The organism is Marinomonas epiphytica (assembly GCF_054780655.1).
In genome coordinates, this window is record NZ_BAAGVX010000038.1 from 218,170 (window position 1) to 243,996 (window position 25,827).

24 protein-coding genes and 1 riboswitch are annotated in these 25,827 nt (G+C 42.3%); of the genes, 14 read left to right on the top strand and 10 right to left on the bottom strand.

The window, feature by feature from the left end; genetic code table 11:
* Window positions 1-4: 4 nt before the first annotated feature.
* Window positions 5-1,072 (bottom strand): bifunctional transcriptional activator/DNA repair enzyme AdaA, encoded by a 1,068-nt coding sequence (locus tag ACYVGZ_RS13420; RefSeq protein WP_460756546.1) that lies wholly within the window; start codon window positions 1,070-1,072, stop codon window positions 5-7.
* Between the two features lie 185 nt (window positions 1,073-1,257).
* Between ACYVGZ_RS13420 and ACYVGZ_RS13425 the strand changes: the two genes are divergently transcribed.
* A complete protein-coding gene (locus ACYVGZ_RS13425; protein WP_460756549.1) occupies window positions 1,258-2,019 on the top strand; it encodes a sulfite exporter TauE/SafE family protein in 762 nt (253 codons plus the stop codon).
* Here the strand turns inward: ACYVGZ_RS13425 and ACYVGZ_RS13430 are convergent.
* Window positions 2,016-2,588, bottom strand: a complete 573-nt coding sequence (locus ACYVGZ_RS13430) for a DNA-3-methyladenine glycosylase I (RefSeq protein ID WP_460756551.1) — start codon at window positions 2,586-2,588, stop codon at window positions 2,016-2,018. The two genes, ACYVGZ_RS13425 and ACYVGZ_RS13430, sit on opposite strands and share 4 nt — an antisense overlap.
* Window positions 2,589-2,598: 10 nt before the next feature.
* Entirely contained in the window at window positions 2,599-3,618 is a 1,020-nt protein-coding gene (locus tag ACYVGZ_RS13435) for a hypothetical protein (protein ID WP_460756554.1), read from the bottom strand.
* Between the two features lie 149 nt (window positions 3,619-3,767).
* On the opposite strand from ACYVGZ_RS13435, the gene ACYVGZ_RS13440 reads away from it, so the two are divergent.
* The 13 genes from ACYVGZ_RS13440 (at window position 3,768) to ACYVGZ_RS13500 (ending at window position 17,737) form a co-directional block, all read left to right on the top strand.
* Window positions 3,768-4,238, top strand: coding sequence for a hypothetical protein (locus ACYVGZ_RS13440; protein ID WP_460756556.1), 471 nt, complete (start codon window positions 3,768-3,770; stop codon window positions 4,236-4,238).
* 81 nt (window positions 4,239-4,319) lie between these two features.
* Window positions 4,320-4,485, top strand: a riboswitch (FMN riboswitch).
* 132 nt (window positions 4,486-4,617) lie between these two features.
* Window positions 4,618-5,541, top strand: a complete 924-nt coding sequence (locus ACYVGZ_RS13445; protein ID WP_460756559.1) for a DMT family transporter — start codon at window positions 4,618-4,620, stop codon at window positions 5,539-5,541.
* Between the two features lie 132 nt (window positions 5,542-5,673).
* Window positions 5,674-6,543: an NAD(P)-dependent oxidoreductase gene (locus ACYVGZ_RS13450; protein ID WP_460756561.1), complete on the top strand. Its 870-nt coding sequence runs from the start codon at window positions 5,674-5,676 to the stop codon at window positions 6,541-6,543.
* 94 nt (window positions 6,544-6,637) lie between these two features.
* Window positions 6,638-7,846 carry an MFS transporter gene (locus tag ACYVGZ_RS13455; protein ID WP_460756564.1) on the top strand — a complete coding sequence of 403 codons (1,209 nt, stop codon included), beginning with the start codon at window positions 6,638-6,640 and terminating at the stop codon, window positions 7,844-7,846.
* Between the two features lie 125 nt (window positions 7,847-7,971).
* Window positions 7,972-10,122, top strand: coding sequence for an FAD-dependent oxidoreductase (locus ACYVGZ_RS13460; RefSeq protein WP_460756566.1), 2,151 nt, complete (start codon window positions 7,972-7,974; stop codon window positions 10,120-10,122).
* A gap of 4 nt (window positions 10,123-10,126) precedes the next feature.
* Window positions 10,127-10,924: a DUF547 domain-containing protein gene (locus ACYVGZ_RS13465; protein WP_460756569.1), complete on the top strand. Its 798-nt coding sequence runs from the start codon at window positions 10,127-10,129 to the stop codon at window positions 10,922-10,924.
* Between the two features lie 29 nt (window positions 10,925-10,953).
* Window positions 10,954-11,535 carry a DedA family protein gene (locus ACYVGZ_RS13470; protein WP_460756571.1) on the top strand — a complete coding sequence of 194 codons (582 nt, stop codon included), beginning with the start codon at window positions 10,954-10,956 and terminating at the stop codon, window positions 11,533-11,535.
* Window positions 11,532-12,665, top strand: a complete 1,134-nt coding sequence (locus ACYVGZ_RS13475) for a D-alanine--D-alanine ligase (protein WP_460756574.1) — start codon at window positions 11,532-11,534, stop codon at window positions 12,663-12,665. The genes ACYVGZ_RS13470 and ACYVGZ_RS13475 overlap by 4 nt, the downstream gene beginning before the upstream one ends.
* 12 nt (window positions 12,666-12,677) lie before the next feature.
* Window positions 12,678-13,238: a hypothetical protein gene (locus ACYVGZ_RS13480; RefSeq protein WP_460756577.1), complete on the top strand. Its 561-nt coding sequence runs from the start codon at window positions 12,678-12,680 to the stop codon at window positions 13,236-13,238.
* A 1-nt stretch (window position 13,239) separates the two neighbouring features.
* Complete coding sequence (locus tag ACYVGZ_RS13485) at window positions 13,240-13,977, top strand: NRDE family protein (RefSeq protein WP_460756579.1); 738 nt, start codon at window positions 13,240-13,242, stop codon at window positions 13,975-13,977.
* 17 nt (window positions 13,978-13,994) lie between these two features.
* Window positions 13,995-14,435 (top strand): YHS domain-containing (seleno)protein, encoded by a 441-nt coding sequence (locus ACYVGZ_RS13490; RefSeq protein ID WP_460756581.1) that lies wholly within the window; start codon window positions 13,995-13,997, stop codon window positions 14,433-14,435.
* Between the two features lie 7 nt (window positions 14,436-14,442).
* A complete protein-coding gene (locus ACYVGZ_RS13495; protein WP_460756584.1) occupies window positions 14,443-16,200 on the top strand; it encodes a lysophospholipid acyltransferase family protein in 1,758 nt (585 codons plus the stop codon).
* Between the two features lie 133 nt (window positions 16,201-16,333).
* A complete protein-coding gene (locus ACYVGZ_RS13500; protein ID WP_460756586.1) occupies window positions 16,334-17,737 on the top strand; it encodes a sensor domain-containing diguanylate cyclase in 1,404 nt (467 codons plus the stop codon).
* Window positions 17,738-17,792: 55 nt separating this feature from the next.
* On the opposite strand, the gene ACYVGZ_RS13505 is transcribed toward ACYVGZ_RS13500, so the two are convergent.
* The 7 genes from ACYVGZ_RS13505 to ACYVGZ_RS13535 all read right to left on the bottom strand — a co-directional run bounded on the left by ACYVGZ_RS13505 (window position 17,793) and on the right by ACYVGZ_RS13535 (window position 25,708).
* The gene (locus ACYVGZ_RS13505) at window positions 17,793-18,467 is read right to left on the bottom strand and encodes a 7-cyano-7-deazaguanine/7-aminomethyl-7-deazaguanine transporter (RefSeq protein ID WP_460756588.1); all 675 of its coding nucleotides are present in this window, start codon (window positions 18,465-18,467) and stop codon (window positions 17,793-17,795) included.
* Window positions 18,468-18,631: 164 nt separating this feature from the next.
* Window positions 18,632-19,678, bottom strand: a complete 1,047-nt coding sequence (locus ACYVGZ_RS13510; protein WP_460756591.1) for a GGDEF domain-containing protein — start codon at window positions 19,676-19,678, stop codon at window positions 18,632-18,634.
* 139 nt (window positions 19,679-19,817) lie between these two features.
* A complete protein-coding gene (sdhD, locus tag ACYVGZ_RS13515) occupies window positions 19,818-20,165 on the bottom strand; it encodes a succinate dehydrogenase, hydrophobic membrane anchor protein (RefSeq protein ID WP_460756593.1) in 348 nt (115 codons plus the stop codon).
* Window positions 20,156-20,536 (bottom strand): succinate dehydrogenase, cytochrome b556 subunit, encoded by a 381-nt coding sequence (gene sdhC, locus ACYVGZ_RS13520; protein WP_460756596.1) that lies wholly within the window; start codon window positions 20,534-20,536, stop codon window positions 20,156-20,158. The genes sdhD and sdhC overlap by 10 nt, the downstream gene beginning before the upstream one ends.
* A 122-nt stretch (window positions 20,537-20,658) precedes the next feature.
* Window positions 20,659-21,771: a GGDEF domain-containing protein gene (locus ACYVGZ_RS13525; RefSeq protein ID WP_460756598.1), complete on the bottom strand. Its 1,113-nt coding sequence runs from the start codon at window positions 21,769-21,771 to the stop codon at window positions 20,659-20,661.
* A 532-nt stretch (window positions 21,772-22,303) separates the two neighbouring features.
* Window positions 22,304-23,902, bottom strand: a complete 1,599-nt coding sequence (locus ACYVGZ_RS13530; RefSeq protein WP_460756601.1) for a sensor domain-containing diguanylate cyclase — start codon at window positions 23,900-23,902, stop codon at window positions 22,304-22,306.
* A 186-nt stretch (window positions 23,903-24,088) separates the two neighbouring features.
* Entirely contained in the window at window positions 24,089-25,708 is a 1,620-nt protein-coding gene (locus ACYVGZ_RS13535; RefSeq protein ID WP_460756605.1) for a methyl-accepting chemotaxis protein, read from the bottom strand.
* Window positions 25,709-25,827 lie beyond the last annotated feature (119 nt).

Below are 25,827 nucleotides of genomic sequence, written 5' to 3' on the forward strand. Positions count from 1 at the left end.
AGCGTTAAAGGAGTGATGAGCTGGTATGCTTTTTCTCGTGATCTAGCAGCCAGCGCTTTCTTTCAAGGCCTCCTGCGTATCCAGTTAGACTGCCGTCTTTGCCAATGACGCGATGGCACGGGATGACAATCGCAATGCGGTTCATACCGTTTGCTCGTGCTACGGCGCGAAAAGCCTTAGGGTTATTGATATGATCAGCTTGCTGTTGATAGCTTGCCGTCTGCCCATAAGGAATATCCCCAAGAGCTTCCCAAACCTGTTTCTGAAAGTCTGTCCCAGGGTAATCTAGGGGCACATCAAAGTGTTTCCTTGTACCTAGAAAATACTCATTAAGTTCTGACTTCATTTGTTTTATATGAGAGTTTTCACCACTAACTATTTGAGCTTTTAGTCGCTTTTGCAGGTCTTCAAACTCTGTTTCCAGCATGCGTCTATCAACAAATTCCAGTAAGCATACCCCCTGCTCTGTCGCGCAAATGAACATAGGACCAATAGGCGTAGTAAGTCGATCAATTAATATCACATTGTTCTCCGAATGAAACTTTGGTGAGTGACCTAAAAGTTTTTTAAATGTGTACCCAAAGCCGCTAAGAGATTCATAGCCTGTATCTAGTGCAGTATGAGTTGCGCTCTTGCCAGATTTAAGCTCTTGATAAGCTAAGTTAATACGATACATTCGCTGAAAGGTTTGAAAGGTCATTCCATAGTGCTTTTTAAACCAACGGCGGACATAAATAGGCCGAATATTTTTATCTCTTAAGTTCTGGTCGGTAATTTTGGCCTTTTCACTGTTACGAACTAAATCAATAGCTTGCCCTACTTCATCAGGAGTTTGATGAGCATTCTCTGTTGGGCGGCACACTTTACAAGGCCGATAGCCAGCATCTAGAGCTTCTTTGATTTGAGTATAAAAAATGACGTTTTGTCGCTTAGGTTTGCGAGCTCTGCAGGTTGCAATACAGAAGATAGACGTGGTTTTGACACCGACGAAAAAGCTCCCCACATAACTGGGCTCTCTATTTAACAGGGCTTGATAATACTCATCTGCCAGCTTAGTGTCTGTAATAACCATGCTTTCTCCATCTCTAACTTCCTATAATCATAGGTTAATCTAGCTAAGAGAAAACCGACAACCGAAAATTGAACAAGTATTTTTACAATAAATAGTGTCTAAGCAAGGCTTGAATTCTCTTCCTAATTGTTTTGGCTTTCTTTATGATGGCGCAAAAAATAACATCGCTCATAAAGGGAGGTTGCGTGGATTACAGTTTATTTACCATTGGATTACTTATTGGTACGGGGTTCTTAGCGGGGATTATTAATACCCTTGCTGGAGGCGGGTCTAACTTGACTCTTCCTGCCTTAATGGTAATGGGGATGCCTGCAGATATTGCTAATGCTACTAATCGGGTTGGTGTTTTTCTCCAAAATGTAACAGCAACAATGGGGTTTAAAAAGGCAGATAAGCTCAATGGCGATGATATATTACCCGTGATGATCCCCTCTTTATTAGGTGGTGTGGTTGGTGCATTTGCTGCAAGTTATGCTCCTGAGTACTGGTTAAAGCCTCTTTTGTTAGCTGCTATGATTAGCATGACGCTTCTTATGATCATTCGACCTGCATTAGTGGCGCCACCGGAAGGAACTCGAGCTTTTAAAGTAACGGAAAAACCATCGGCTTGGTTTGCCTTGTTTATAGCCGGCATTTACGGTGGTTTCGTACAGGCCGGGGTTGGCTTTATTTTAATCGCTGCACTTGCAGGAACACTCAGATATGACCTAGTACGCACAAACGCCTTAAAAATGGTTTGTACGCTAGGCTTTACCGCTTTAGCGCTTGGGGTGTTTATTTGGAATGACCAAATTTTATGGCTCCCTGGGCTTATTCTTGCCTCTGGAACTATGCTGGGCTCCCATTTGGCTGTAAAAATGGCCATCACGGCAAACCCTAACCATTTAAAGTGGTTCTTATTTATTATGACAGTATGTGGCAGTGCCGCGGCACTATTAAGTGACTAAGGGCGAATAAATTCTGCTCTGGCTTTAGTGATGCGGAGCCGCATTTCACAATGTGCTTCGTGATCGTTTACCATGCCCATTGACTGCATGAAGGCATAAATTGTCGTCGGGCCAACAAATTTCCAACCGCGTTTCTTTAATTTTCTAGCCAATTGCATGGCCTCCGGACAAGTCGTTCTAGGTAGGTCATCGAGAGAGGATTCAGAAGGCTCGAATTGCCATAAGAACTTGGCTAAAGAACCATGCTCGTTAATGATCTCAATCGCTCTTTTGGCATTGTTAATGACTGCTTCGATCTTTCTTTGATTCCGAACTATCTTTGCATTGGCTTTTAATGACGCAATATCTTCTGCAGTGAAGCGGGCCATTTCGTATGGGTCGAAGTGTTTGAAGGCCTCTCGAAAGTGTTCTCTTTTGGATAGAATGGTGCGCCAGCTCAAACCTGACTGAAAAGACTCTAAGCAGAGTTTTTCAAACAACTTTTGATCATTCGCAACAGGCCAGCCCCATTCCTCGTCATGATATCTAGGAAAATCTGGCGCATCATTTACCCAATTACATCGATTCAAACTTCTTCCTTTAATGAGGCATTACTTTTAAGCAATGATTAAAAAGGTTTTCAGCGTCAGTGAGTACAGCATAATAAACTGACCCCTTAATTGGCAGAGCATTACTTGTTTTCTTGTTAATAGCTAAATATCCTGCGGAAGATAGACTTTGGCTGGATGCAAGGTTAGCGTTTACTGTTGCAATGATCTCATTAAGAGAGTCGTTTTTTACACTATCTTCTTTTAACGGAAGACTTTTATTGAACTTGCTTTGTAATGCTATAAGCCGGTTATCAGAAGCTTGATAATATAACTCATGCGCTTTAATAATACTGGTTACTACTTTGAAGTCTTTATATTTCTCCTTCCCTTTTTCTGTAAACTCGGAGCATTTAGGCCTAAAGCGCTCAATACTAAAACCATTAACAATGGTAGCACCTGCAGAGTTGTTCGAATAATTCGTACCGCCTGTTAGCTGCTCAGATATAAACACACCGTTTTCAAGTTTGAGCTCTTGTGACCAGTTATAAACCAAGCGGTTCTTTTGGGCAAAAAATGCATATATGTCATTACGAATAGCTGCAAGCGTATTTTCTTGTATGTTGAATTGCTGTTGTGCTTCTTGGCAAACGGCATCATTTGCGGGTTTTTTAGCTTTACATTGTAATAATTTATTGGCTGCGACAATGTAGTGCTCGGCCGCATTGAGTTCTCGTTGCTGGTTAACAACAAGCTGATCAAGAGCCGTCGATTCGGATGGATAATGTTCATAATGTACACTTCCGCTTTTACCATTTACGGATCCAAAACAATTAACTGTAAACGGTGAGCGATATCGACTTGCTAGACAAAGCTGGCCTGATTCTAAAGCCAACTGCCCATTTAGAGAGACGTAAGTTGTTTGTAACGGGTGCCCCCATACAACCCATTTACTGGGATTCATAAAAACGCCATCATTACGAGCTGATACGGTTAAGTTGTCGACAACTCTGAGCTCGCTACTAGAGCAAGCAACAAGAAAAGCAGAAAGGGGAATAATTAGAGTTTTCATAGCCACATCCTTGTTGTTGGGTATTAAAAATGTAGGCTGAAATTACTAACCTGGCAAGGATAGTAATATTTGCACCCTCTTCTATAATTAGCTGATAATGATCGTGTTAGCGATAATACGCATTCTGTGTCCACGAGCAGGTTAATATCATGAAAACGTTAAAACGGTTAATTATTGCAGGCCTTGCTGTTTCGGCCTCTTTTTCTGTGGCTGCACAACCCTCGGTGAATGAAATGCAAGACTGTCAGGCTTTTATTGATTTTGTGGATCGCAAAATGACAGTGACTGCCGATGTTTATGAAGCAACAGACTTGAACCTTATTCGAAAAGGTTTGCAGTCTTACAATGTCTTTATTCAAGAGCAAATTGTTTCTCCGGGTATTTTGGCTTATAGCCAAGGTGATACAGCCAAAGCTGAATATCTTCAGCAACAAATTGATGTTTATAAAGTGACGGTCGTGGACAAGTTAGGAGAAAGGTATCCTGAGCGTAAATTATTAACGGATTTTGCTTTTGCCATTAATGAATGTGCGAAGAAAGCTTTGCCCAACGAAGAAACCCAAGTGCAGCAGCTGAAAACATCTTTAGATACTATTATCAAGTTAGCTCAAAAAGCCTAAAAACGAGGCGAACTCTGCCTAGAGGCATTGCCTTATAGTGATACTGACAGTAAAGTTAGCATCTCAAATTTATACAATTTAATCGAACTTCGGGGCGGGGCGAAATTCCCCACCGGCGGTAATGAAAGTGCATTTCGTGTTTTCAGCAGCCCGCGAGCGCTTATTTAATCAAATTTGATTAATAAGGTCAGCAGATCTGGTGTGATTCCAGAGCCGACGGTTATAGTCCGGATGATAGAAGGTCGACCAGTGAAAAAAGGTATACAACCTATTTTAGTAGACGTCTTGCCCTGCTAGTGCGCAAGGCGTTTGCTTGTCTTGTGCTGGCTGGTACATTTCTCATCACCCCTGTGCATCTTATTACGAGGAGCAATCTAAGATGGCAGGCACATTTTTTATTATGGTCGCATGTTTTACATGGGCCTTAGACACACTCATTCGTTACCCTTTACTAAATGCAGGCTATTCCACCCTACAGATAGTGCTAATTGAACATTTAGTGTTAGTACTCGTAACAGCCCCTTTGCTTTGGCGCTATCGGGCTGAGTTTAGTGCTATGTCAAAAGCGTCTTACGGTTGCTTACTGTTTATCGGGGGAGTTGGCTCAGCAATAGGTACTTTGGCTTTCACTCAAGCCTTTGCCTACTTAAATCCTACCGTTGTGATCTTATTGCAAAAGCTACAGCCGATTATTGCCATCATTTTGGCTTATCTGTTTTTAAAAGAGAGAATCCAAGCCAACTTTGTTCAATGGGCCTGTGTAATTTTATTAGGAAGCTTGGTCATGATGTGGCCTGACTTACTCACTCTGCAAGGTGCACAATGGCATTATGCTAGTGACAGCACCAGTGTGATAAAAGGATATGGTTATACCCTCATTGCGGTATTTGCATGGGGGGCAGCTACGGTATGTGGTAAATATTTGTCCCATCAAAATATATCAGCCAATGCCATTATGTCTGGGCGTTTTGTGGCGGGCTTGTTAGTGTTAGTGCCCTTGGCGCTGGTTGATTCGTCAAGTTTGGTGGCTATGGCAACGAGCGACATAATGCTGGCAGTACTAATGGCGTTATTAAGCGGATTGATCGGAATGTGGTTTTATTATCGAGGTTTAAGAACAGTGCCTGCTCAAATGGCGACTTTAGCAGAGCTGTCTTTTCCTGTGTTTTCCGCAACGATTAACTGGCTGGTGTTAGACATGGGGTTAACCAGTTATCAACTTATCGGTGGAGCTATGTTGATATTTGGCAACATTGGTTTGCGCTTAAAAGAAATCAAGGCTTCTCAAGCGATAAGCACTTAAGCTAAAAAATCAAAAGTACCAATAATGTGTCAAATCCCTCAAGTGATCTAAGTATACGCTAGCCAGCTTGAGGGCTTCGGAGTATGCTACTCATAAGTCTTTTTAGGTTAACAAGTTAGCAGGGAGAATAGCATGACTGATTACACATTAGCTTTTATTGGGCTTGGTGTTATGGGGCGTCCAATGGCAGGGCATCTGAGCCAAGCAGGTAATCAAGTAACCGTATTTAATCGCACGAAAAGCAAGGCAGAACAGTGGGCTCAAGACTACCAAGGAAGCTTTGCCGATACGCCTAAAAGCGCTGCTAGACAAGCGAACATTGTATTTCTTTGTGTCGGAAATGACGACGATGTTCGTAGTATGGTATATGGCGAACAAGGCGTTCTAGCCGGAATGCAAGCGGGGGACATACTTGTTGATCATACGACCACTTCAGCAACCTTGGCCGTGGAACTTGCTCACGCTTGCCAACAAGAAGGTGTGTACTTTATTGATGCCCCTGTGTCTGGTGGGCAAGCCGGTGCCGAACAAGGAAAATTGACGGTCATGTGTGGCGGCCCATTAGAAGCTTTCTCAACGGTCGAGCCGATTATGCATGCTTATGCACAACAGGTGCAGCTAATGGGCGAAAACGGTCAGGGCCAAAGGTGTAAGATGGTTAACCAGATTTGTATCGCTGGTGTGCTACAAGGTTTGAGTGAAGCCCTATTATTGACTAAAAAGTCTGGCTTAGACGTACGACAAGTTGTCGATACCCTGCAACATGGTGCTGCAGGTTCGTGGCAAATGATTAACCGCTTAGAAACTATGTCTCGAGACGAATTTGATTTTGGTTTTGCCATTGACTGGATGCGTAAAGACCTCGGTTTTTGTTTGGATGAAGCTAAATCCCATGGCCTTGACCTGCCACTTACTCAGCAAGTCGATCAACGCTATGAAAAGTTACAACAAGCAGGCTTAGGAAGAATGGATACATCCGTACTTGTTAAGGCTCTTAACTAAAGTCCAGATACTTTTCACCTTCTTGAATTACCCTCTAATATCATTTTAATTGCCTTGCCCCCCCCCTTGATTAGGGGGTAAGAAAGGATAGTGTATGCCTAACAAGCTCCCTGTAGGGAAAACTCATTGGCTGGCTGTGATTTTGCTTTGGTTTGCGGGAATCAGTGCAGCCATGCAGTTTGCCAAGTTTTCTATTTCTTATGATGCCTTATTGTTGCACTACCAGGCAGGAGCCACCCTTACCGGAGCCGCTTTATCTGTGGTTGGGGTGGTCGGTCTTATTCTTGGTGTATCGGCAGGAATGTTGGCAGGGCGTTTAGGGTACTTGAATGTATTGATCTGTGCTTTACTCATTGGCGCGTTGGTTTCTTTTGTTCAGTCTTTCTTGCCCTCTTTTAACGTGGTGCTCATGACTCGAGTGTTGGAAGGGTTCTCGCAATTAGGTGTGGTGGTCGCTGCGCCTACTTTGATCTCCCGCTTAAGCGCCGATCAGCATAGGTCGTTAACAATGGGAATGTGGGGCACATTCTTTGGTGTTGCGTTTGCTTTAAGTGGTTGGCTAGGGGTGGATATTCTTAAGCAGTATGGCTTATCTACTTTATTTGGAGTGCATGGCACCCTTATTCTTAGCATGGCCGTGATACTTTTTTTCTTATTGAGAAAGCATCCTGTGTTGGCAGAAATGCTTGTATCAAAGAGCTCGATAGGCTTTTGGGCTCAGTTATTGGCTGTCTATCGTAACCCTAGGTGCCTATTACCAAGTGCCGTCTTTCTTTGTTATACCTGCTCACTGGTGTCGTTACTGACCTATATTCCGCGCATGGTAACGAATGAAGTGTTAGCATCCAGCCTGATGATTATCTTGCCGCTCATTAGTACATCAGGCTCTTTTATTGCAGGGGCGTTGGCGCAGTATTGGCTCGCTCCCACAAGAGTGGCTCTGGTTGCTTATTCAGGGGTTGCCATTAGTGCGTGCATATTATTGATTGTGAGTCATGAAGCCCATTATTTTGCACTAGTTACCGGTGTGCTTATTTTATTCTTGGGTATGATACCGGGCGCCTCTTTAGCCATGATTCCGTTATTGGCTCGAAATCCTGAAGAGCAAGCACAAGGTTATGGTCTGATCGCTCAATTCGGCAATTTAGGCGCAACCATTGGGCCGCCAAGCTTCGCTTTATTAATAAGTCTATTCAGCTTAAATGGTATGGTAGGTCTAATTTGGTTGGTTTGCTTGGCGGGTATCAGCCTAAGTTTTGTAGCCAGTGGCATGGCAAAAGCGAATCGTACAGCCTTAAAATAAGGTTCGTATTTCTCCCTAGAGTAAAAAATAAAAAAACTTGTAACATTTTCTACTTTTTGACGTCTAACTCCTAACATTTAAATTAATAGCTTCTTTTTAAGCTCAACTATGTGTTGGAGACATTGATGAAGAAAATAGGACTTTTGGTCATAATCGCAGCAGTCGTTGCAGGTTTTTTCCATTTTAATCTACACCAACTACTGACTCTTGATGGCCTAAAGACAGGTCTTGAGCAATTTGAATCCCTTCGTGCAGAGAGCCCAATTATGGTAGCTGGTGCCTTCTTAGGGCTCTATATCATAGTTACTGCCCTTTCATTGCCTGGGGCTGTCATTATGACACTGGCTGCAGGGGCCTTGTTTGGATTAGGGGTTGGAACCTTGTTGGTGTCTTTCGCCAGTAGTATTGGCGCAACCTTGGCCTTTTTAGCTTCTCGTTACCTATTGCAAGATACCGTACAAGCTCGTTTTGGTGATCGCTTAAAGGCGTTTAATGAGGGCGTTGCGAAAGACGGTGCTTTTTACCTCTTTACCTTGCGGTTAGTGCCGGTATTTCCGTTTTTCTTAATTAACCTATTAATGGGGCTAACCAAGTTACCGGCTTTTACTTTCTATTGGGTAAGTCAGCTGGGTATGTTGGTGGGTACGCTAGTCTATGTGAATGCAGGTACTCAACTAGGCCAATTGGAAAGCCTTTCTGGTATTTTGTCTCCTTCCTTATTGTTCTCTTTTGTTCTGCTAGGAGTGTTTCCTTTGTTAGCGAAAAAATTATTAGGAGCTATTAAAGCTCGAAGAGTTTATGCCAATTACCAAAAGCCTAAAAAATTCGACCGCAACCTAATTGTAATCGGTGGTGGTGCTGGTGGTTTGGTGAGTGCTTACATTGCGGCTGCGGTTAAAGCAAAAGTTACTCTAGTAGAAGCTCATAAAATGGGTGGGGACTGCTTAAATTATGGCTGTATTCCGAGTAAAGCCATTATTAAAAGTGCCAAGGTCGCGCAACAGATGCGACATGCCGAAAAATATGGCCTTGATGCGAGCCAACCAAGCTTTTCATTTAAAAAGGTGATGGCGCGCGTTCATGAAGTCATTGCCAAGGTTGAGCCCCACGATAGTGTAGAGCGCTACACAAAACTGGGAGTTGATGTTGTTCAAGGCTATGCCACCATTGTTGACCCTTGGACAGTTGAAATTAAGCTAAATGATGGCGGCACTCAGCGTTTAACTGCACAAAGCATTGTATTGGCCACGGGTGCTCGTCCTTTTGTGCCACCAATTCCGGGTTTGGATGACGTTGGCTATTACACGAGCGATACTCTTTGGTCAGAATTTGCAAAATTTGATGAGCCACCAAAGCGTCTAGTAGTGCTAGGTGGTGGGCCAATCGGAAGTGAGCTGGCGCAAAGTTTTGCCCGTCTTGGTTCAAATGTCACACAAGTTGAGCGTGCTGAACGCATTATGATTCGTGAGGACCAAGAGGTATCCGAGTTAGTTCAAGCAAGCATGCGTTCCGATGGCGTAGAAATACTGACTTCTCATAATGCGATTCGTTGCGAAAAAGAAGGCGATGTAAAGCGTCTGATTGTTGAAAAAGACGGCCAAGAAAAGATTATAGAGTTTGATGCTCTGCTTTGTGCGGTTGGTCGAGAAGCGCGCCTAGAAGGTTATGGCTTAGAGAATCTTGGTATTGAAACCCAACGTACCATAGTGACAAATGATTATCTTGAAACCTTGTACCCGAACATTTATGCCGCAGGAGATGTAGCTGGCCCATATCAGTTTACTCATGTCGCAGCTCACCAAGCTTGGTATGCCGCTGTAAATGCTTTATTTGGTACCTTTAAGAAATTCAGAGCGGATTACCGTGTTATTCCATGGGCTACCTTTGTAGACCCAGAAGTCGCTCGTGTAGGTTTAAGTGAACAAGACGCTAAAGAGCAAGGTATTGCTTATGAAGTGGTGCGCTATGGACTAGATGACCTAGATCGTGCCATTGCAGAAAGTGCGGATCATGGCTTTGTAAAAGTTCTTACCGTTCCAGGAAAAGATAAAATACTGGGAGTAACGATTGTAGGCCAACATGCTGGTGACTTACTGCCTGAATTTGTCCTTGCTATGAAGCATGGTCTGGGCTTAAACAAAATTTTAGGCACGATACACACTTACCCAACTTGGGCTGAGTCCAACAAATATGCAGCAGGTGAGTGGAAACGCGCTCATGCGCCGCAAAAAGTACTTAACTTGTTGGAAAAATATCACACTTGGCGTCGAGGTTAAGAAAATGAAGAATTGGTTATTGATCCTGTTAAGTGTGTTTGGACTTAGCAACCTAAGTCATGCAGATAATGCCTTCGACCATGACGTTTGGGATAAGCTTGTAACAGCGCACGTACACCTAATAGAGGGTGGGAAGGCGAGCCAAGTGGATTACCAGGCTTTTGCTGATAATCGAGCGGTACTGAAAGGTTATTTGTCTCAACTTGAGGCGGTTGATCAAGCTAGCTTTGATGCCTGGCCAAAGGATGATCAGCTAGCGTTTCTCATTAATGCTTATAACGCTTGGACCGTGGAGCTCATTCTAACTAATTGGCCTGATTTGGAGTCAATAAAAAACTTAGGTAGCTTATTTAGCTCCCCTTGGAGTAAGTCTTTTATTCCTTTACTGGGTAAAGAGCGTTCTTTGGATGATATTGAACATAAGCTCATTCGCGGCACTGATCGTTATCAGGACCCACGCATTCACTTTGCAGTAAACTGTGCAAGCATCGGTTGCCCGGCATTAGCGAATCAGGCCTATCAAGGTGATAACCTCGACCATTTGCTAGAAGCGCAAACTCAGCTGTTCTTAGGGGATTCTAGCCGTAATCGTCTTGTAGGTGATACGTTAGAAATTTCCTCTATCTTCAAATGGTATAAAGAGGACTTTGAAAAAGGTTGGAAAGGCTATCAATCCTTAGAGTCTTTCCTAGCTCACTATGGCGAATATTTATCTTTGTCAGAGGGTGATATCGCGCAACTTACAGCCAAGAAAATGGACATTGATTTTTTAAAGTATGACTGGGGTCTAAATGCCAAGTAGCAGGGAGTCAGCCTGGTACGGGCTATAGTATGATTTCAGAACTTCAAGCATGGTTAGTATCGGGCCATGAAACGGTCGGCATGATGTTTGTGGGCATTATCTTGTTGTCTTACCTATTGGAAGATCTTGCCATAGTGACCGCAGCTACCCTGGCCGTACAAGAACTTATCGCTCCTAGTGTTGCATTAATTGCCATCTTTATTGGTATTGCAACAGGAGATTTGGGTCTATATCTATTAGGGAAATACGGACGAAGTTGGCGTTGCTTACGTTACCGTGCTTTGTCTAATAAGCGTTTTAAAATGCTTCAAAAAAGGCTCAATAAGGGAACATTCTGGAACTTATTTATTATCCGTTTTGTCCCAGGGTTAAGAACGGCCGGTTTCACTTTGAGCGGCTTTTTGTCGGTACCATTAAGTATTTTTATTGGCTCAGTAATTTGCGCTACCGCTCTTTGGACAGGGCTGGTTTTTAGTCTAATTTACTACCTTGGCGCTAGTGCATGGTCGCAAGCTAGCGAATATCAATGGCTCATGATTCCGATTGCTTTTGCCTTACTGTTTGTTGTTAATCGTGTTGTGAATAAATCAATTTCTAGGGGTTTTGAGTGAATAATCCAATAACTACCCAATATATACCAGAAGGGAAAATTAATGCGGGTATGCCTTTCTTAGAAGAAGACACAAAACGCAGTGTTTCTCCTTATGAGTTTCTACCTGCGTGGTTTTTTTACACACCTGTTGTTGTTCAGAGTCTGTTTCAAGGGATACGACACGGTAATTGGGCATTACCTCTAATCGCTAACCCAGGCATACATCTAAGTGGCATGGTAGGCGAGTCAAAAAATGATATTTTAAAATTAGCAGGCCCAATTGCTCGTGATTGGATTTCCCCTTTCATTACTTGTCAAAAAAGTTCTGCAGAGTTAGAGCAACAAGTAGAGCAAGCTCTGAGCGCATTAGCTGGATCAAATTTAACCTTTCCTCTTGTGGCTAAGCCTGATCTAGGTTGTCGTGGCGTTGGCGTAAAGTTAATAAAAGATCGCCAGCAACTCACAGAATATTTTCGTATTTTTCCTCAGAATGCACGCTTTTTATTACAAGAAAAAGCCCCTTATGAGGCTGAAGCAGGTGTGTTTTATGTGCGTCAACCCGATTCAAAACAAGGGGAAATTATATCCATCACTCTAAAATATTCTCCCTTAGTAATAGGTGATGGCAAGCGGAATTTACGACAACTGATCGAGGATTCGCCTCGTGCGGGTCAGCTAAGCCACCTATATTTACCTCGACACACAGAAAAATTAGATTGGGTGCCTGCAAACGGTGAAGAGTTTCAATTGGCTTTTGCCGGTAGCCATAGCCGAGGTTGTATTTTTCGAGATGGTAATCAATACATCAGTCAGGCGTTAACGGCTAAGTTAGATGAGGTTCTAGGAGATATTGATGGCTTTTTCTTTGGCCGTTTAGATATCAAGTTCAAAAACATTGATCGCTTTATGGCTGGGGAAGATTTCACTATTTTAGAAATCAATGGCGCTAGCAGCGAAGCGGCTCATATATGGGATAGAAATACTCCGCTTTTAGAGATTTATCGGACCCTATTGAAACAATACCGGCTGTTGTTTCAAATCGGTGCTAAGCAGGTAAAACTCGGCCATAAAACGCCAAGTTTTAAAAGTCTATATCAAGCGTGGCGGCTTGAGAAATCCTTAACCGAACACTATCCGAGTACGGACTAAGGAGCGTTCAAGGTGGGTATGAGAAAGGTGAGTAGCCATGCGTTAGAGCAGTTAGAGTCGGTTCATGCAACCCTCAAAGGCTGTATAGATACACTAAGCCAAGGGCAAGAATTTTTAGAAGGGATAACTGATCAAGTCTACTGCTATGATGCAAGGCCCTTTGTTGATAGCACAATAGGGCAGCATTTTCGTCACCTGTTAGACGTTTTTTTATCTGTGCGACAAGAGATTGGTGTGGTTGATTACAATACACGGCGACGCGGACATGAAGTAGAGGTAAATCGCTTGCTTGCTGTACAAGAATTACAACACGCCATTGACTGGCTAGAAAGCTGTCATGATGATGCCATTAGTATTCCGGTTACTGTTATTAGTGAAGTCTCTGTTAGTGAAACGCAAGTGTGTAGCATGCTTTCAACGTTAGAACGTGAGATTACTTTTGCCGCCTTACACGCCAATCATCATTACGCTATGGCAAAAGTTGTTGTTAATCTTGCAGGCAATCATGCCTCGCAAGACCACCAAGGTTTTGGCTTTGCCCCGAGTACCTTATCGTATTTGAAGGGGCAGTAGTATGTGTTCAGTTTCTTGGTTAATAGACTCTTCTGGTTACCAAATCTTTTTTAATCGCGATGAACAAAAAACACGGGGCCTTGCCTTGCCGCCTCAGTATCTTGATATTGACGGTACCGAGGTATTAATGCCAATTGACCCAGTGGGTAAGGGGAGTTGGATCAGCACAAATGAACATGGGCTGTCACTTTGCCTCCTTAATAATTATCAAGGGCAAGTGCCATCGGGAAAACTTATTAGTCGCGGTCAGCTATTGAGAGACTTATCTAATGCTTCAGGCATTAAAGAGGTAGAAAGGCGCTTTAAAGAGTTAAATCTTGCGTGCTTTGCTCCTTTTACGTTACTGGCCTTTGCACCTAACTTAGGGAGAGGCTCAGAGTTAGTATGGGCGTTTGAGTGGGATGGTAAAGCTTTTAGCATTGGAGTGACCCAAGCCCCGAAATTTTCTTCTGGCGTTGAGCTGGAGATTGTTACTGAATACCGTCAGCAAGTTTATCAAAAGTGCGAAAAAAACACTGAAGCCCATTTGGCTTTTCACCGTCAGCATCATCCAAGTCAATCCCATTTGTCTGTCTGTATGCACAGACAAGACGCGCAAACGGTTAGCTTCACTAATATTAAAGTGACGCAAAATCAACAAGAAATGATCTATGTGGCAGGTGCTCCGTGTGAAAACTTATCATCTAAAAATCTACACCAGAATCGATATAAGCTTAAAAAATCGGCTGTAGCATGTTAATTCAAGAGAGGTTTGTTATGAAAATTATAATGAGTTTTTTGTTCGCTTTAATCAGCTCTTTTGCCCTAGCAAAAGACCCAATCTCAACTGGCTTTTTCAGTAACAAAGCGGTCAGTGGTTACGATACAGTGGCTTACTTTACAGAAGGTAAACCGGTTAAGGGGAGCTCGAAATGGTCTACAAAATACCAAGGTGCCGTTTGGCAATTTGCCAGTCAAACGCATTTGGATATGTTTTTAGTCGAACCGGAAAAATATGCGCCGCAATATGGTGGCTATTGTGCTTGGGCAGTGTCAGCGAAGAGCGACTTTGCGCCTTCTGACCCTAAACAATGGGCGATAGTAGACGGTAAGCTCTATCTTAATTATGATAAAAAAATTAAAGCACTATGGGATGAAAAGCCCGTTCAGCATATTAAACAGGCGAATACTAATTGGCCTGGCATGATTGGCGGATAATAGGGAAATGGGTACGCAATTGAATGACAGTCCTTTTAGGTTACCAAGTTACACACCGTTTCGACTGGGTGAGTCGTTTATTGAATGGCTCACAGGACTCAGTAAATTAGACCAACTGTATCAGCAGAGACCTGCAGGTCTATCCAGTTTTGACTTCATGGACTATACCTTAAAAGCGCTTAAGGTGGATTATAAGGTGATCCAGGGGAGTCTTGAGAACATTCCGAAACAAGGCCCTGTGGTAGTCGTAGCGAATCATCCTTTAGGGGCTATTGAAGGTGTGGTGCTAGCTGCCTTGTTATCCCAGCACCGTCAAGATGTTCAAGTGCTAGCGAATCAGTTGTTAAAACGTATTTCTGAGCTCTCTGATCTCTTCATCGGAGTCGATGTTTTTGGTGGCAAAGAGGCTAAAAAAACCAATCGCGCAGCGATTAAAAGCGCGAATCAACACCTCAAAGACGGTGGCTTGCTGGTTATCTTTCCTGCTGGGGAGGTGTCTACCTACCCTAAAGGTGAAAAAACTCTGGCAGATGCCCCTTGGAGTCACTCTGTCGCCAAGTTTGTCCGCCATGCAGAAGCTACGACAGTACCGATTTTTATCGACGGCAAAAATAGCGACATGTTTTATCAAGCTGGTCGTGTACACCCATTATTGAGAACGGCATTACTTGGCAAAGAGCTGATTAATAAGCAAGAGTCAACTATAGGCTTATCAATTGGAGAGGCCATCTCTTACTCTGAACTGAGCAGTTTTCAACAAGATGAAGACCTAGTTAACTACCTTCGGCTAAACACATACCTCATGGGGCCAAAAGAGCAGCACTTGCTTGCTGAATCTGATTTTCAAGTCCAAGAAGAGGTTATTGGTCCCATTCAGCCTGACTTATTATTGGCAGAACTAGAGCAACTTGAAGAAGCTGACTTATTGCTAGAGCAAGGCGAGTTTGCCGTTTATTGTACTCCGAGCACTCGAATACCTAATATTATGCGAGAAATTGGCCGTATCCGAGAAGAAAGCTTCCGTGCAGTAGGCGAGGGAACCGGTACTCAATGCGATCTAGATGACTATGATGATTACTACCATCAGCTTTTTGTTTGGCATAAGTCGAACCGGGAAATTGTAGGGGCCTATCGATTAGGCTTAGTTGATCAGTTGATTGAGCAACAAGGCTTGGATGCTCTTTATTCTCGTAGTTTATTTAAATACGATCAGAGGTTTATTGATAGCCTAGATAAGAGCATTGAGCTTGGTCGTTCTGTTGTCGCGCAACGCTACCAAAAGAACCTAAACTCACTCCTGTTGCTTTGGAAAGGGATTGCAAGTTTTGTATCTCGGTATCCTGAATATACTCATTTATTCGGCCCTGTGAGTATCAGCAATGAATATAGCCATAACGCGCGCGCGCTCATGGCAGACGCTTTGTCTATTCACTTTTACGATCAGCAAAAGGCGGTATTGGTGGAAGCCCTAACGCCTCTGAAAGTGAGTGAGAAGCCCTTTTGGCAACCTAACTTATTAACCGCTTTAACCAGTGTTAGCCTGATATCTAATGTGCTTTCGCGCATGGAATCTGGCAAAGGGTTGCCAATATTGCTGCGTCAGTATTTGAAAATGAACGGTAAGTTAGTGTGTTTTAACGTGGACCCTGATTTTAACGATACACTAGACGGTCTTATTGTTGTGAATTTGAAAGAGGTGCCGGTTAATACTTTGGCAAAGTATATGGGGAAAGAGAAAGCGAAGGCTTATTTGGGGGGTATTTGAATTGAGATTGAATGAGTTTATTTGACTCTATACTTACAAATTGTAATCTTTCAGTCTTTAGCTTTACAGTTTTAATTACTTTGGCTAACAGCCTGCTTTATAATTCAGTTGAAACTGGAAAATTGGAATCTACATGGATAAGAGTCAGGAAGAGTCTTTAGATCTTAAAGATGTGCTGAACTGCACTTCGATGGCTATTGCTTGGAGTAGCACCCACTCTCAGAATTTGGAATACATTAATCCTGCCTTTGAAAAATTGCTCGGTTACTCGTTATCTGATGTTAAAAATACACGGGCTTGGCTTAATCTTGTGTTGCCTTCACCTGAGTATTTTGAGAGAACTTTCCTGCCTTGGCGAGAAGCCCAAGAGCAACGTCAAAAAAAAGGCTTAGCACCAGAAGAGTTAGAATTACCTTTCCGCTGCAAAGACAAGAGCATTTGTTATGTGCGTTTGAAGTTTATTGTCTTAAAAAATAAGCGTCTAATTCATTTAATTGATATAACTGAGCCTTTTATTATGGCTCAGCGTTTAAAGTTTAGAAGTGAACTGCTAGATGAAGTTGTTAAAGGGAGCCAGCTTGAGCTCATGCTGCATAAGCTGACCCAGCAATTACAAACTGAATTGCCTGATGCTTTGTACAGCATCCTTCTTTTTAATAAAGTCAATCAAACTCTTGAACTTGGCGCAGCTCCCAATTTACCTGATTTTTATAACCAAGCCATACATGGTGTTGCCATAGGACCAAATGTAGGGTCTTGTGGTGCTGCTGCATATTTTGCCAAACGCGTGGTGGTTGAAGATATTCATAGCCACCCTAATTGGCAGGCATATAAAGAGCTAGCTAATAAAGCAAATTTAAGGTCTTGCTGGTCTGAGCCTATTCTAGCTTCAAACGGTGAAGTCTTAGGAACCTTTGCGATTTATCATTCATATGTTACTCAGCCTCAACCAAAAGACATCGAACTTATCCGCTTTGTCAGTAACTTAGCAAGTATTGCTATTGAAAATTCTCGGATCAGGGATGAACTTACTCAACGTGCTTACTTTGATTTTCTGACAGGGTTGAATAATCGTCGCAATTTCTTTGAGCTAGCCGAAAAACAGATGAAACAAGCGAGTCTGCTTGAAAAGCCTTTTACGTTACTCATGATGGATTTAGATCACTTCAAACTGGTTAATGACACTTATGGTCATAAAGTTGGCGATAGAGTTTTAAAAGAGATCGCTCGTGAAAGTGAGTCTTTTTTGAATCATGGCGTTATTGGGAGAATTGGCGGAGAAGAGTTTGCAATAGCGTGGTCAGGTGTGCCCCGAGATCAAGCGATAGAACAAGCAGAAAGATTAAGAGAGTATCTTGCCAGTCTTATTATTTCTATTTCTGATGACGTGGAAATTAATGTTACCACTTCATTAGGGATCGTTCACGTTAAGAAAGTTACAGATCTATCGATCGATCTTTACATGGGAGAAGCAGACAAAGCGTTATACCAAGCAAAAAAAGCAGGTCGAAACTGTACTCAATGGATTGATTATTAGTGCTCTGACACCCTTTCGCCTGCCTCAAAAGCTATGGTGTCAGAGTCGCAATAGATTAGCTTACAGAGCTTTGCAATTGTGCTGAACGCTCATCAATCGCAGTAATTTTTTTGGTTAAATAGTTGAGCAGCACACCGTACATAGGGATGAAAAGGCCGAGACTAATGAGAAGTTTAAAGCCATAGTCTGCCAACGCAATTTCAGGCCAATGTTGTGCCATGAAAGCATCTGGACTTTGGTAAAAAGCCACACCAAAGAAGGCGAGGGTGTCTAATCCATTACCCAACAAGGTAGAGGCCGCAGGGGCAATCCACCAACTTTTTAGCTGGCGCAGACGGTTAAACACTTGAATATCCAAAACTTGGCCAAGCAAATAAGCAAATAAGCTAGCAATTGCAATACGCGCTACAAACCAATTAATATTACTTAGCGCATCCATTCCTTGATAAGCACCTTGATCAAATACAACAGACAAAGCGTAGGACACGACAAGTGAAGGAATCATCACTAGGAAAATGATTTTCCTTGCCAAATTTGCTCCAAACACTCTTACGGTCAGGTCCGTTGCCAAGAAAATGAATGGGAAGGTAAAAGCGCCCCATGTGGTATGGAACCCAAGAATGGTAAAGGGTATTTGAACCAGGTAATTACTGGAAGCAATGATGATCAGATGAAATGCTGCGAGATAGAGCAGTGCTTTGCTCTGTTGAGCTTGGGTAAAATTACTCATATTGTGACCTTTTTCGTTAGTTTGGGGTGAGGGAACCCAAAGTTGAGCTAAATGCTCCGTAACAAGACAGCCTCGTGGCTGTAAATTCGGAGGGCGATTATACATTAACCAATTCTCTTGTCTATTCCATCTGGTCGATAGGGGGAAAGATAGACTGTTAGGAACTACTGTTTCTCTTCAAAAAACTTAATGCAGTCTTTCCCCGATGACTTAGCAAGGTATAAGGCGCCGTCTGCTTGGTGAAGACTTTGCTTGTGATTATTAGAACTATGACGACAGCCTCCAAGAGATAGGGTGATTGGAGTGTCCAGTAACGAGTCCATGTTTGTAATGGCTAGACGAATAGCGTCTAATTTTTTAAGGAAGGCTTGCTTGTTATCTTGGTTAAAGGTTAAAGCGAATTCCTCTCCACCCCAACGGACGACTTTTCCGTCTGTTCCTAATGTTGCTGCTAGACAATGAGCGACCTGCTGGAGTACTTGATCACCCATGATATGACCGTATTTGTCATTCACTCTTTTAAAGTTATCAATATCGACCAAAGCTAGGTACTGGGGGCGCTCTTTTTCAAGCAAGTAGTCTTCAAGATAGCGACGATTATAAAGACCTGTTAGTGCATCCCTAAAAGCGAGCTCAGAAAGCTCGTTGTTGGACTGTTCTAATTGTTGCTGCATACGTTGCCGGCTACTCTCATAGAAGGCTGTAACTACAAAGAAAATAATAAATATGATCGTAATTTGCATATAAGCAGTTGGAGTAAAGCTTGCTGGTAGCCATGTGTCGAAATGGGCAAAGCATAATATGGAGAAGGCAATGTAATACACGATATTAATAATCGAACCAACCAAAAAATTAGTCAGAATGATGCTAAATACAGGGCACACTAATACTAAAACTAAACTGAAAGCACGAGTATTAGCGATGACCATGGCATTGAAGCAAGCGAAAAGCGCGGCAAAAAGTACCATATAAGAGGCTAGCTGAACGGTTTTGAACCTAAACAAGAGAAACAAACTCGTAAAGCAGAGAACCGCGGAGAAAAGGTTACTTGAAATTAAAAGCATTGAGCGGCCAACTATAATGCCAAAAATTCCAAAGTAGCTCGTGGTTGCACCAATAAGAAGAGCTGAAACAATCACCACAGTGATGAAGCGCAGCTTGTCACTATTTTCATTAGGGCCGAAGTATTTACGAAGTAGAAGATTTATCATCCAACAAAGACCTGCTAGCTAGGAGCTTCAAATCAAGAGTAAAAGATAATAGGTGACAATCAGGGGTGAGAAAAGTATTTATTTTCAGGAGTGTAAAAATAAGAATGAGCAGCCGCTAAAAGCAGCTGCTATAGGCTGTTTACAGAACCCAAAGGATATATAGGCCTGCTATTGCATATAAGAAGCTACCTAGCTTCACAATAAGCATAAAGATACTGTTTACTTGGGGAACCTTAATATAATCGGTTCCTATTTGCCACCCAGCCAGAACCGAGTTAAGGCAAACAACAAGCAGAGTTAGAGAAGTGAATAGCTTCCATAGCATAGGCTCAAAAAGTGCCTGCCAATTAGCAAAACTCGCTTCATCAAGGCTAATAACCTGAATAATAAATAGAATTGTCCATACACAGATTAAAGCGTTAGCAACTCTTTGGAAAAGCCACTCTTTAGTACCACTGCGCACACCGTTCGAAGTCATTAAAGCCATACCCAACCTCCAGAAAGAATACACAGAATTGCAGCACATACGATCACAGCTGTTGATATCTGTTTTCCCGACTCTAATTCTTCGAAATGACCAAAGTCTTGGATGATGTGTTTGATTGTAGCGCAAACGTAGTAGCCAAGCGCTGTTAATAAGCCCCAACTAATGAACTGACCTAAGAAATGTGAACTAAAGAAAGCCAGAACACACTCAAATCCTGCTTCAGAATCAAGAGAGAAATAAGCAGAGGTAAGGAAAATGCCAAGACCGACCCAAATAATAACAGCAGATATCCTATGTAAAATAGAAGCGACTGCAGTGATAGGCAGCTTGATCGTTTGTAGGTCCAGATTTACTGGTCGATCTTTATTCATACTTTTCTCCCAAAAAGCACAGCAAGTTGTGGATCATCAAATTGAATTAATGAGAAACCGCTATAATAGCAAAGTTTATTGGCTTTGCGTAAGAAATGGATTGATTGGCAAGAGCTGAACGATTAACTTGCTTCCGCCTTTGTTTGGTCTCCGGCATTGCGGCTGTCTCGTACTTTGTTTCTGCCAAGGCTTTTAGCCATATAAAGATGTGTGTCTGCAATGTGGAATACATCAGTAGTTGAAACGGGGCCTTTCTTAATGACTTCACTAGAGTGGCCAATACCAATACTCACAGTGATTTTACTAACGGGCTCAATAGTGAAACTCTCAACAGACTGGCGTATTCTCTCTGCAAGTCGCCATATCTGCTGTTCATCTTTGTTGAGTGTGATAATGATGAACTCCTCACCCCCCCAACGCCCCAATATATCATCTGGGCCAATTGTACGGCTTATATTAGCCGCAAATTCAGAAAGAACCTTATCACCTACTAGATGGCCATGTTGATCGTTCACCTTTTTAAAGTGATCAATGTCCATCAATAAAATGGCGTATTTTTGTCTTGGCTGAGGCTCATTTAATCCCAGCTCTAGCACAACATTTTCGATACCACGTCGGTTAAGAATACGAGTTGTTTGGTCTAAATAGGCAAGACTTTCTAGAGTATTTGCTCTGCTATGTGCTTGTTGATTTTGAGTTCTTAGTCTGACAATGGTCCATAGTAAGACAATGTAAGCAAAATGAGCGATGGCAATATTACTAGTAATTCCAAAAGAATCGATGAATGGTAAGTGTTGAATGAGTGCGGCAAAGTGACCAGTAACTGTTATGACATAAAGAGAAATAGTAATAATGATGGCCTTGCGCACCTCAAGAAAAAGGTAGGCAATAATGTAGTTGAGCCCAAGCCATTGGGCTGCATTTGGAAACAGCTGATTTTCTTGAGAATGTTGCCAGATACTTGACGATAATAAGTAACCTGCCACTATGCTAAAAGAAAGGAAAATAAGCTTCTCTTCAGAGGTATTTGTAAATTTGCATGCAATATAAATGAGTGAAAAAGCACAAATACAAATAGGGTAAGCCAGTTCATCAAATGTCACCACCATATTGCTGGTGTAATCAATTAGCCAAACCCCAGTAAAGCAAAAAACAGCTAAGATCAGAAGCCTACTCAAAAGCTTTCTATCTAGCATGGTAAAGTGCTGATCAGATGTTTTTTTTGGGTGTAACATGTAAATGACTTGTTATTGAATGAATAATGCGAAACATATTATTACATAATATTGGCTTTATTGTTGTTATTTTGTACTAGATGTGTGTTGACCTTGTGAAATGGTGCGTGTTTATTTTGTAATGTGCAAGTTAATTACTGCTAGGCTACTAGAGCGACACTTGAGGAAGTTCAGAAGACTTAACCACACCTTCCTTAACTTATGTTCCGCTTTTTTATAGTCAAACAAGACAAACCATACAACAAAACAATTCCAAACATGAATAGGCTTGGAGGGAGCCCCCAATATAGGCTGATAGGCCTGATCATAACAAGGCTTAGTGCAACGGGTAATATAAGCAATAGCATACGGACTAAGCTAATTGTCAGTACATAACCCTGGTTGCAGTGCCGGCAAGTTTGAGGGGCAAATGCACTTTTTTTAGCAAGCGTTAATGAAAGTTTTGAATGGCAGTGAGGGCACTTTATCATATTGTATGGGTACTCAAATGTGTTTGTCTTAGTTTGCCTAATAGCATTCGAGTCGGCAAGAACTATACGTGACTGGGTTCAATTCTATTGCGGCCGGAATTTTTTGCTAAGTAAAGGTTTTGGTCAGCTGTTTCAAACAGCAGGGAGTCTTTTAAAAGCTCATTTGTACAAGCCACGCCAATAGAAATGCTAATGCGGTTTTGTGTCGTCTCGCCAGTCACTTTGCTGGGTTTGATATTCCATACTTTCTTGCGGATGGATTCGGCAAGTTTAATGGCTGAGTTTAGGTCTGTGTTAGGTAAAAGGATGACAAATTCTTCACCTCCATAGCGAGCAACCATGTCGCAACTACGCAAGATTTCGTGTTTTAGCGCATTAGCAACTTCCTGTAAACAGCGATCTCCCGCCTGGTGTCCATAGTTGTCGTTGAATTCTTTAAATGAATCAATATCACAAAGAATGAGCGACAGAGGTTGTTGTAAGCGTCGGGCTCGGCTGATTTCTCTGCAAAGAGTGTCATCGTAGTAACGACGATTGAAAAGCCCAGTAAGAGCATCTTTTTTTGAGTTGTATTCGGCTAGGGCCAGCCGACCTTCTCTGCGCATGATCCAAAGCAAAAATAGTTCGACAAGAATAAAGCCAAAAGAAGCAATTAAGATGCTAGCAGCAATGCTTTTATGGAAAGCTTGTATGGTATCAGTGGAGTCCTCCCATAAAACAACGACGCCTACCGGCGCAAGCTTATCTTTTAGGCCTTGGAAATCATACAGTGGAAAGTAAAAAACATTAAAATATTTGGTATCGTGATGTACGAGGGTAGCATGTTGGGCTCTAAGGCTTTCTCCTATACTGAATTTATCCAGCAAAGGCTGAATATCTGACGAGGCGGCATCAAGGTAAAAGCGATCATCGGAAAGTTCTGAAAAGTGCTGCAAGGAGCTAGGATGAGCGATTTTTTGTTCGACACTATGCTTATTCAGTAATACGGCCGCGTGGATGTGATAAGAGTCAGCATAAAGTGGAAGAACTTGCTCAAAGGAAGCGCCTACCTCTAGCGCACCTACATGCTGCATTTGTTGACGGTTTGGACTCTGAGACCAAATCGGAATAACGCTTCGTAAGCCGCTATAGTATTTACCAATTTCAAAACCATCCTGATGCAATCTATGCTGGTTCACAGAGGCTACAATAGGACGTACATTCTCTAAATTGTCTGAATGAATTTCTGGTCTATGTACACGTAAAAAAGTAACGCTTTGAGGGGCTGAGTGGTAGTGTAGCTGACGAAGCTTATAAGAGTCGACCATCGCTTTCCAAGAGGGCTGCAGTTCTTTCAGTAAAGCTTTTCGAGCGAGCACTTCTTCCTCTTTATTGCCTTCAAGAGCTGCTTTTTGACCCTCACTAAAGAGTCGGTTCCAACTATTTTGGTGGCCTATGAAGCTAGCAAGTTGGTGCATATTAAGGTAGCTCATACGCACAGTTAATTCAAAGGCTGATTCGTGCTCTTTGGCGTGGTCAAGCAGGTCTGCTTGAAGAGTATTCTTCGCAGAAAAGTAATTATATGACACCAACAGAATGTCTAATATAAAAATAAAGGTGCTAATGTAAACAAAAGATCTTCTGGTCTGTTGGTGCTGAATACCACTTAAAATTTTTAACATGGTAACAAGACTCTCATACTAAAATCGTTAAGCAACCACGATAAGTGTATATGAGAGAGAGATAGGTTATTGGTTACTTCAACATATAAGCAATAAAATGCTACAAACTTTCACAGAAGATTTTTGTTTAAGGTCTACATATACAGCTGCTGGGCTCGCGCTGTATATGTAGTGGTTCAATACAACTTAGACCTTAAAGTAGTTCACGTCCTTGGTAAGTTTTTCAGATAGCTCTTGTAGCGCGAGTGTCTCTGCAGAGTTAGTGGCGAGAGCTTGGCTACTTTCTTGCGACATGCTGGCCACTTCTTGGATTTCATCGTTAATGTCTTGCACCATAGTGACTTGTTGCCCCGTATCGTTAGCCACTTCAAGCACTTTTTCTAATGAATCCTTAGATTGTTGCTGAATGTCTAGCAAAATTTGATTCGCTTTTTGAGTCAGAGACAAGCCATTTTCTACCTGTGGTACCGTAGTTTCCATAGCCTTAACGGAAGCTAATGTATCCTCTTGAACCTGGGTGATCATCCTTTCAATGTCACCTGTTGCTTCACCTGTACGTTGTGCTAGGTGCCTTACTTCATCTGCAACAACCGCAAATCCCCTGCCAGTTTCACCTGCTCGAGCGGCTTCAATAGCGGCATTTAGGGCCAGTAAATTAGTTTGTTCAGCAATTTCACGAATGACATTGATGATGTTACCTATGTCTTGAGTACGCTCTTGCAATTGATTAACTTGACTAACCGTGCTTTTTACCGTGTTCGCGACTTCTTCTATTTCATTTGCAACTTCCTGTACTGCATGTGAGCCTTGAGTGGACAGTTCTGCTGCTAAATTAGAGTTATTAGCTGTCTGCTCGACTGTTTCGGCAATTTTTTGAATGCTGGAGCGCATATCATTTAACTTATCAACACTTGAATTGGTTAATTCTAACTGGGCTTTTGCGGCCACTAATGATTGTTGTGTCCCTGCAGCCACGGTAGTAGAACGTTGTGACAGCTCAGAAGATGAGTTGATAATGCTGTTTACTATATCAACGAGCTGGCTTTGCATGATTTTCACAGAGGACATCATGCTATTATCACAGCAAGATGATACATCGCCTCGTAGATCGCCTTTTGCAATCTCTGCAATGACCTCAGCTGCCTCTTGAGGCTCACCACCCACAGCATTACGGATTCTAATGCTGATAAAATAAGCCACGCTTGAAGCGATAACCACCGCAAGGGCAGTTAGACCTATCATCCAGTTTTGAAAGCTACTAGTTACAATTCGTGTTTCTTCAGTGGCGGCTTGGTTGGCCATTTCCTCAAGGTTAATAAAGTCATTAATGGCCGCGAGCCATTCTGTAAATGCTGGTTTTGCTTCGTTGAGCAAGATGCTTTGCGCACGAGCTGAGTTTTGGCTCTGTAGAGCTTGTATTATATCCGAAATCAAAGGCTGGGTTTTCTGTTCGACCACCTGAATTTTACTGTATAAGGCTTTTTCTTCCTGTGTCATAGAGTTCTGTTGGGCGTCGAGTTGCGAAGCAGACTCTTGGTAGAAGGTATCTAAAGATTGTATGAGCGCAATCGTATCATTGAGCTCTTGTGTGCTTTGAGCCAGTACTAAATCTCTAACGGCAATCGCTCTGTCATGGACACTGCCTCTAAAGTTGATGCCATGGCGCTGCTTGACGGAGTTAACATCATTGATTTGAGTAATCGTAGCATCAACAAAGTTAACTCGATGAATACTGATGATAGTTAGCAAAAGCATCATAAAAAGAGTGATACCAAAGCCAGCTATGAGGCGCATGTTAATGGTCATATAGATGAATTCCCAACAAAGAGATAGCGATAGAAGTTACTTTGACTTTAAATATAGCTCAAAGTTCAAGAAGGTATTTTGGCGTAGAGTAGATAAGGTATGCAAACAAAGAATTTCTA

Coding starts and splice junctions, on each gene's coding strand:
- ACYVGZ_RS13420 (WP_460756546.1), bottom strand. CDS start 1,072: ATGGTTATTACAGACACTAAGCTGGCAGATGAGTATTATCAAGCCCTG.
- ACYVGZ_RS13435 (WP_460756554.1), bottom strand. CDS start 3,618: ATGAAAACTCTAATTATTCCCCTTTCTGCTTTTCTTGTTGCTTGCTCT.
- ACYVGZ_RS13440 (WP_460756556.1), top strand. CDS start 3,768: ATGAAAACGTTAAAACGGTTAATTATTGCAGGCCTTGCTGTTTCGGCC.
- ACYVGZ_RS13445 (WP_460756559.1), top strand. CDS start 4,618: ATGGCAGGCACATTTTTTATTATGGTCGCATGTTTTACATGGGCCTTA.
- ACYVGZ_RS13450 (WP_460756561.1), top strand. CDS start 5,674: ATGACTGATTACACATTAGCTTTTATTGGGCTTGGTGTTATGGGGCGT.
- ACYVGZ_RS13455 (WP_460756564.1), top strand. CDS start 6,638: ATGCCTAACAAGCTCCCTGTAGGGAAAACTCATTGGCTGGCTGTGATT.
- ACYVGZ_RS13460 (WP_460756566.1), top strand. CDS start 7,972: ATGAAGAAAATAGGACTTTTGGTCATAATCGCAGCAGTCGTTGCAGGT.
- ACYVGZ_RS13465 (WP_460756569.1), top strand. CDS start 10,127: ATGAAGAATTGGTTATTGATCCTGTTAAGTGTGTTTGGACTTAGCAAC.
- ACYVGZ_RS13470 (WP_460756571.1), top strand. CDS start 10,954: ATGATTTCAGAACTTCAAGCATGGTTAGTATCGGGCCATGAAACGGTC.
- ACYVGZ_RS13485 (WP_460756579.1), top strand. CDS start 13,240: ATGTGTTCAGTTTCTTGGTTAATAGACTCTTCTGGTTACCAAATCTTT.
- ACYVGZ_RS13490 (WP_460756581.1), top strand. CDS start 13,995: ATGAAAATTATAATGAGTTTTTTGTTCGCTTTAATCAGCTCTTTTGCC.
- ACYVGZ_RS13495 (WP_460756584.1), top strand. CDS start 14,443: ATGGGTACGCAATTGAATGACAGTCCTTTTAGGTTACCAAGTTACACA.
- ACYVGZ_RS13500 (WP_460756586.1), top strand. CDS start 16,334: ATGGATAAGAGTCAGGAAGAGTCTTTAGATCTTAAAGATGTGCTGAAC.
- ACYVGZ_RS13505 (WP_460756588.1), bottom strand. CDS start 18,467: ATGAGTAATTTTACCCAAGCTCAACAGAGCAAAGCACTGCTCTATCTC.
- ACYVGZ_RS13510 (WP_460756591.1), bottom strand. CDS start 19,678: ATGATAAATCTTCTACTTCGTAAATACTTCGGCCCTAATGAAAATAGT.
- sdhD (WP_460756593.1), bottom strand. CDS start 20,165: ATGGCTTTAATGACTTCGAACGGTGTGCGCAGTGGTACTAAAGAGTGG.
- sdhC (WP_460756596.1), bottom strand. CDS start 20,536: ATGAATAAAGATCGACCAGTAAATCTGGACCTACAAACGATCAAGCTG.
- ACYVGZ_RS13525 (WP_460756598.1), bottom strand. CDS start 21,771: ATGTTACACCCAAAAAAAACATCTGATCAGCACTTTACCATGCTAGAT.
- ACYVGZ_RS13530 (WP_460756601.1), bottom strand. CDS start 23,902: ATGTTAAAAATTTTAAGTGGTATTCAGCACCAACAGACCAGAAGATCT.
- ACYVGZ_RS13535 (WP_460756605.1), bottom strand. CDS start 25,708: ATGACCATTAACATGCGCCTCATAGCTGGCTTTGGTATCACTCTTTTT.